This window comes from Prevotella sp. Sow4_E9_plate, from assembly GCF_052116205.1.
Lineage (GTDB): Bacteria > Bacteroidota > Bacteroidia > Bacteroidales > Bacteroidaceae > Prevotella.
This window is the reverse complement of the sequence record NZ_JBQKLN010000080.1, coordinates 1-6,006: the sequence shown is the minus strand read 5'-3', so window position 1 is coordinate 6,006 and position 6,006 is coordinate 1. Positions and strand designations below refer to the sequence as shown.

At 38.7% G+C, this 6,006-nt stretch carries 9 protein-coding genes; 1 reads left to right on the top strand and 8 read right to left on the bottom strand.

Annotation, left to right across the window (positions count from 1 at the left end; translation table 11 throughout):
* The 8 genes from ACTQ53_RS16915 to ACTQ53_RS16880 all read right to left on the bottom strand — a co-directional run.
* Positions 1–328: hypothetical protein (locus ACTQ53_RS16915; protein WP_441934430.1), on the bottom strand; the 328-nt coding region annotated here is incomplete at its 3' end.
* Positions 329–351: 23 nt separating this feature from the next.
* The gene (locus tag ACTQ53_RS16910) at positions 352–825 is read right to left on the bottom strand and encodes a hypothetical protein (protein ID WP_287609523.1); all 474 of its coding nucleotides are present in this window, start codon (positions 823–825) and stop codon (positions 352–354) included.
* 696 nt (positions 826–1,521) lie between these two features.
* A complete protein-coding gene (locus ACTQ53_RS16905; protein WP_441934428.1) occupies positions 1,522–2,097 on the bottom strand; it encodes a hypothetical protein in 576 nt (191 codons plus the stop codon).
* A 109-nt stretch (positions 2,098–2,206) separates the two neighbouring features.
* Positions 2,207–2,848: a DUF6939 family protein gene (locus tag ACTQ53_RS16900; RefSeq protein WP_441934426.1), complete on the bottom strand. Its 642-nt coding sequence runs from the start codon at positions 2,846–2,848 to the stop codon at positions 2,207–2,209.
* A 64-nt stretch (positions 2,849–2,912) separates the two neighbouring features.
* A complete protein-coding gene (locus tag ACTQ53_RS16895; RefSeq protein WP_437183352.1) occupies positions 2,913–3,977 on the bottom strand; it encodes an A1S_2505 family phage non-structural protein in 1,065 nt (354 codons plus the stop codon).
* Positions 3,978–4,119: 142 nt separating this feature from the next.
* Positions 4,120–4,632, bottom strand: coding sequence for a GH25 family lysozyme (locus tag ACTQ53_RS16890; protein WP_441934424.1), 513 nt, complete (start codon positions 4,630–4,632; stop codon positions 4,120–4,122).
* Between the two features lie 131 nt (positions 4,633–4,763).
* Positions 4,764–5,153, bottom strand: a complete 390-nt coding sequence (locus tag ACTQ53_RS16885; protein WP_441934422.1) for a HepT-like ribonuclease domain-containing protein — start codon at positions 5,151–5,153, stop codon at positions 4,764–4,766.
* The gene (locus ACTQ53_RS16880; protein ID WP_022109834.1) at positions 5,140–5,439 is read right to left on the bottom strand and encodes a nucleotidyltransferase family protein; all 300 of its coding nucleotides are present in this window, start codon (positions 5,437–5,439) and stop codon (positions 5,140–5,142) included. Before ACTQ53_RS16880 ends, ACTQ53_RS16885 begins: the two co-directional genes overlap by 14 nt.
* Before the next feature lie 173 nt (positions 5,440–5,612).
* Here ACTQ53_RS16880 and ACTQ53_RS16875 point away from each other — a divergent pair, with 173 nt between their 5' ends.
* Complete coding sequence (locus ACTQ53_RS16875; RefSeq protein WP_441934419.1) at positions 5,613–5,837, top strand: hypothetical protein; 225 nt, start codon at positions 5,613–5,615, stop codon at positions 5,835–5,837.
* Positions 5,838–6,006: the final 169 nt, after the last annotated feature.

Genomic DNA, 6,006 nt, shown 5'->3' with positions numbered 1-6,006 from the left:
TCACTATCTCTTCTTCAGGAATCAGGGTATTGATGAGATATTGGGTAAGCGGAGGGTGTTTGTTTTCACCATTCTTATCCAGATAAACGAGTCTCACCCTGTCATTTGAGTTGATGCGATAACGGGGCATTGCCATCCACAGGCATATGAAGAAGAGCATCCAATAAGGTTTCATTCCCCATTTCTGTGTCCATGCCGGAAGCATCTCAAAGATGTGCTTCTTCCATACCAGGAAGAGCAGCATCAGCATGATGGTCTTGTAAAACAGAGAGGCAAACAATGCCCAAGCCACTACGAGCAATACAGATATAATACATTTCTTAGTCATATATTCTTCTTTTGTATGTTGGGTTATTTCGATACAGGAAAACTTATCAGTTCATTGCTGGTCTTCTTGGCTAGTCGGTTGAACCATACAAGCAGAATAAAGTTCATTCCTATTAGTGCCACTCCCAGGAAGACAAAGAGGATGAGATAAACACTCTGGTAACTCATGTGCCATTGCATCCCCGTCATCTTCGTATAGTTGATGAGTGCTTTATGCTGAGTCAGAAAACTCTGCCCAATGAATGGGCTGATGAAATTGAACCAGTTGGCGAATATCAGGTATGCATATCCAAGAATGGAGGCTGTTCCTGATATGGTGAACACATCCAAGCCGAATTGCTTGTATCTCTTCCTCATGGGAATGAGAAGCAAGAGGCAGGATAGGATACACACCAGTCCCTGTAGGTATAAGCTCCATGCCACATTGGCAGTAGCATATGAAACTCCCAGGCTTTTGGCAATCATAGAAATGATGCCTGCGATTATATCATATAACATTTTCATTGTATATTGTTATTTTTACGTTGTTTCTAATGTTAGAAAATCATGGGTGCAATGATTTTATTTATTACTCAATGTTTTAGAGTGCCTTTGCACATCCATATATACCTTTAGCTGGCTAAAGGTAAACATTTCTGGAGCAAAAGTAGATAAAAATGAGCAGATAATGCTACATCCTATCTGTTGATTGTACCAAATGCCTGCTTCTGTGTATAAAATACATGTTCTAAAGTCTGTTCTATCTGTTTGTAGTATTTTGTAGATGAGTTCTCTTCATGTAACTTTTGAACAGTTCTTTCAAGTTCCGATAAATCATGCCGTTATCAGAGTCTTGTTACCATGGATTGATGAAAATTTGAGTTTTTGCATTGTGAAGCGAAGAAGCATGAGGAGGTGCGATGGGGTAAAATCATGCGTATAGTTAGTGCACTAGCCGTGGTTACTGCAAAAGTTAAACCCATAGATGGACAGGTGTTTAGTGTAAAACATAGAAAGAGGCAGAAAGTTAACTCTCTGCCTCTGTGCTCTGTATTTACCCAATGCCGCTAAGAAAAAGAAAATCCATACTACACCCAAATCAGACTTCCCCAAAAACAGATGTTGTAAATCAAGGTGTTACAACACGAGTAGCAGCAATGTGTGTCAAAAAACATTCTTTTGTGCATAAACAGCTGGATCCAAAACCTGGTGATATCAGTTTTCTTTATTTTGCGTTGCAATTTCTTTGCTCAGCCATTTTTGAACAGCAAAAAAATCATCCAAAAGAGCCCTTAGGTATTCTTTCACGTGGGGTAAATCTTTTGGCAGTATACATTGGCGTTTGGAATGGAGAATGAATTTCTGTCCTTCTTCTTCTATGTAGTAAACAATGGTTGTTCCACTATAGTTGTTGATTGTGTTAACTGCCTTACGTACATTAGACATTTGTTCCAGATCATCCAATGGAACAACATACCACCCTGGATCCCAAATATTAATGAAGAAACTCTCGTTGGTGGCATCTATGATAAAATGTTCTCCCTGATATTTAAAATCCAAGCGATTCTCTTCCTCTTCTGAAACAAATACCTCACAGTTTAATTGCTTCAGCAGCTCTATGCACAAATCCTTGGTGTGTGGAGGTTCTTCCTGCTTTTCTTCTTGCAGTATGTCCGCAGAAGCCTCAGGTTGTGTACAGCCATCAGTCTCTTGTTCAATAGGCTTTACTTTTCTTCGCGTAAAGAAGTAAGTACAAGCTATAATCACAATCGTTGAAATAATAGTCTCCATATGCATTGTTTTTATTTGTTGTTCTTTTCCAATAATTGTTGAGAACTAAAAAGTAAGCAGTTTAAACTCATGCTCAGGAGCTTGTCTTAAAACTATAGGCGAATATGAGTTACTTCACTGAATGCTTATCTACCCATTCCTGAGAGAACACAAAGTCTTCAGGTAAAATACCATATATTTCCACAAATTCTTTAATTAAAGAAGCATGTGAAAGTGGGGAAGACAAATTATTTATGTCACAATTAGTATTATAATCTAGTAATACTATTGTTTTATTGTGCTCATTTAAATAAGTTAAATAATCAATCTCCTCACGACAATACCATCGAAGCATGTATTCATAAGCAGGCTTATAAATACTACCTCTTGCAGTAGCATAGTCTATTAGCTTTCCCCAAAACATATGTCCAAGGCACTTACCAAAACGTCTACAGCTGCGCTTCAAATTACGCATAGTAGTGTTAGTGAAGCAAGAAGTATCAACACCTGCATGCTCAAACACCTCCAGACCTTGCCACATACCTTCTACGGAAGCAGAATAGTATTTAAATGGTCTCTGCTCAGCTGAACCCAGATATGGATCTCCATCCTTAGGTTCTTTATCAGAACCAAATACTGGAATATCACCATGAGGATAGAACGGAGAGAATGTTTTCAATGCACCTTTAGAAGTAACATCAAAAATTATTGCACCAGGATATTCCTTACGAATATTCTCTAACTTACATCTTTTGTTTTTAATAATTATCATAATCTGTTATTTTTGTGAAATATAAAATATTTTAAACAGGCCTTACTTTTTAAAAGTGGGTTCTTTAAAAGAATGCATCCAAAACTTCCTCAAACACATCATTCGGACTTACTCTATTGAAGAGATTCATAGAGGTGTTGAGCTTCATCACATCAACTCCGCTTCCCATGATGTATTCGATGTCCTTACCCTTGTGGAGCAGGAGCGCCTTGCAGCATTCACGGAGTCTTTCACCCAGAATCTCATGTTCAATATAGGCTCTGGCTTCACCCTCGCCATCCAAACCATAGTAGTTTGCGTTGTGGCTATGACCTAGTCCCTTCTGTTGTGGAAAGATATACCATATCCAATGGCTTTGTTTTCTTCCTTCCTTCAGTTCTCTCAAAGCCTGGGTATAGGCAAACTCCTGAGCATCCAGGAAACGTAAGAGATCATAGTGTGGCTGCTGAACCTTTGGCCATCCGATGATGTCCCAGAACTCAGAAGGAAGGCACACATTCTCAAGATCGTAACATCTTTCAAACAGAGGAGCCATTTCTTCAGGAGAATATCCGGCGATACCGCAACCAATCAATGTCACAAAGAATGTTTTGTCAGGATGATTCTTAGCAAACTCGATGAATTCATCCACATCCTTTTTCATAGCTTCCATACCACTCATTGAATCGATGGCATAACTCTTTCCCTGCAAACCATGTCCCTGACCTCTGATAGCACCGAACTTCTCCAGGGCAGTCTTTGCCGCACCACCATCATGATATCCCATGGCGTTAGAACCGAATACAAAGATTTCACCAGCGGCAAGACGGCTGATGAGATGAGGGGTAACGCGAGTCTCTGGATTATTCGGTGACTTATCCAGTTTCGCAAGCTCTTCAGCTTCCACCACAGGAACCATCTTCTTCCATTCCTCCAGGAACTCTTTCATGTCGTATTTTAAGTTCTGAAGTTCAGAAGGCTTATATACGCCACTTTTCGCCACGTATTCTGCCACCTTCTTCTTCACCGTTGCCTCGGTCTTGAACTTTGCCATTTCCTTTGGATTCAACTTAAAGGTAAACGACTTATAGGTCTTCTTACCGTTGACCATTTCAAACTTGATAACTGAAATCTTTACTTCCTTACTCATTTTTATTATCTTTTAGTTATCTATTAATACCATTATCCCTTGAAAGGTAAACATGGTAGACTATTCTCTCCTGTTTATGTACGATGTTACTTCTGAGAGTTAGAGACATAAATTCGTTTTGGGTATTTACCAAGTATATTTCTTACAACATCAAATCCTTGATGGTTGTACCATTCATGAATCTGCTTAAATCTACCCTTTCTCCAATACCATGCAAATGTCCGGTTTCTGTCTTCACCATCTTTTGGAAATCCCGGAACTGAGCAGTTGCAGAAGAGCCGGCAGACATCAGATGATAAGATCCCACCTTCAACCCATATTTACGAGCCAGTCTGATATTTCGGCGATAATGTCGATCCACATATCCCTTACCATGTGTAGCTCTGATATAAACGAACTTGATTCGCTTATTCTTCGCTATTTCCTTCCACTTGATAACTCCATTGTGTTTCGACACATCAATGCCGTCATACCCGCCACGAGTATAAGGTTGCCCTTTCAATCTATCAACGAACACATCAGAATAAGATGAAGCGATGCCCAACCACCGCTTCACCTTATATGGCGACACCACATACATGATTCCCAGGCCAACACCAGCCAAAACGACCAGGCTGCCTAAGGAAACCAAAGTATATTTCAATCCTTTCTTCATTACATTTTATTTTTTAGTTGTTTTCAGGGGGACAAAGATAATGAATTTATCCGAAACTGCATAGAAAGTTGGGGGATAAATGTATGAAATGGGGAGCTGGAAGTACGAAATGACAAAACGGCTACCTGACATTACTCATCAAGTATCCGTTTTAAAGATTCTATCATTTCCTGAATTGCCTTTTTCAAAGGCTGCAACTCATTTTCTATAATCCACCAAATCTGATCGGCATCAACCTCAAAATAATGATGAGCTATGATATCACGTAACCCTTTCACATTTTTCCAATCAATTTCAGGATGAGTTGTAAGAAGTTCTCCTTTAGTAACCTTATCAAGTCCCTTTAAACTTTCTCCTATAGCAATAAATTGCATACATATGGAATCAAGAATTGCGAAACCAGTAGAAGACATCAGAAAATCATCGCCACAATGATAAGGTTGTGAACGCTCTTCTATATGCTCAATAGAAATATGTACTCTATTAAGTATATCCAATGCTACATATTTATCGAATTGCATAGATTCCATCCCGTTCAATTCTTGATTTAAAGAAAGGATTCATGTTTTTGTGAATACGCACTACATCAACTGAGCACTTGAACAAGCCCTCTAAGAACTCTTTCAAGTCGGCCAATAAAAATGGATTAGGAGTTTCTGTTTCTACACAAATATCCAAATCGCTTTGCTCTGTTTGCTCATTTCGTGATACGGAACCAAAAATGCGCAATGTCTTGATTCCAAAATCTTTAGTAATCTTGGAACTATTTTGCCTAATTATTGCGATATAATCTTGAACTGTTCTCATAACACCTATCTTTAAACAGTGCAAATATAAGAAATTATCTGGTATCTTCCAAACTTTTTGCCATGTTTTTGCAACTCATCCCACAAAATATCATTTTAAAACTTTGGTACTTTCAAATATTAATCGTAATTTTGCAACAAATTAGAGTAACCAAAATTAAGGAGGATTACAATATGACTAAAATAATGCCAAACTCAAAAGAACCTGCAGTTACCTATCGTCACGAATATGCAACAGAGGCTCATAACGAATCCGAAGAATATCCTTTTATGACACCATGCAATAATGACGAGTTGGTGAATCATGTCTTAGCTCGTGAAGAAGAATATGCAAGAACAGGCAACGCTGTTGACTTTCTAGAAATGATGGCTGATTTCAAAAACGAATTCGAATGGTAAAGATACGAGTATTTTATCTTTTACCACTTCATCACCGCCATATTCCCATCAAACTTACCGGGGGTGTAATTTAAACTGTGTCAAGGCTTGTTCTTAACTTTCATTCCCACTCCCTGCTGGGGGCATGCCCCCAGCAGGGAAGCCTTTTCGGCTGCAAAGTTACATAATT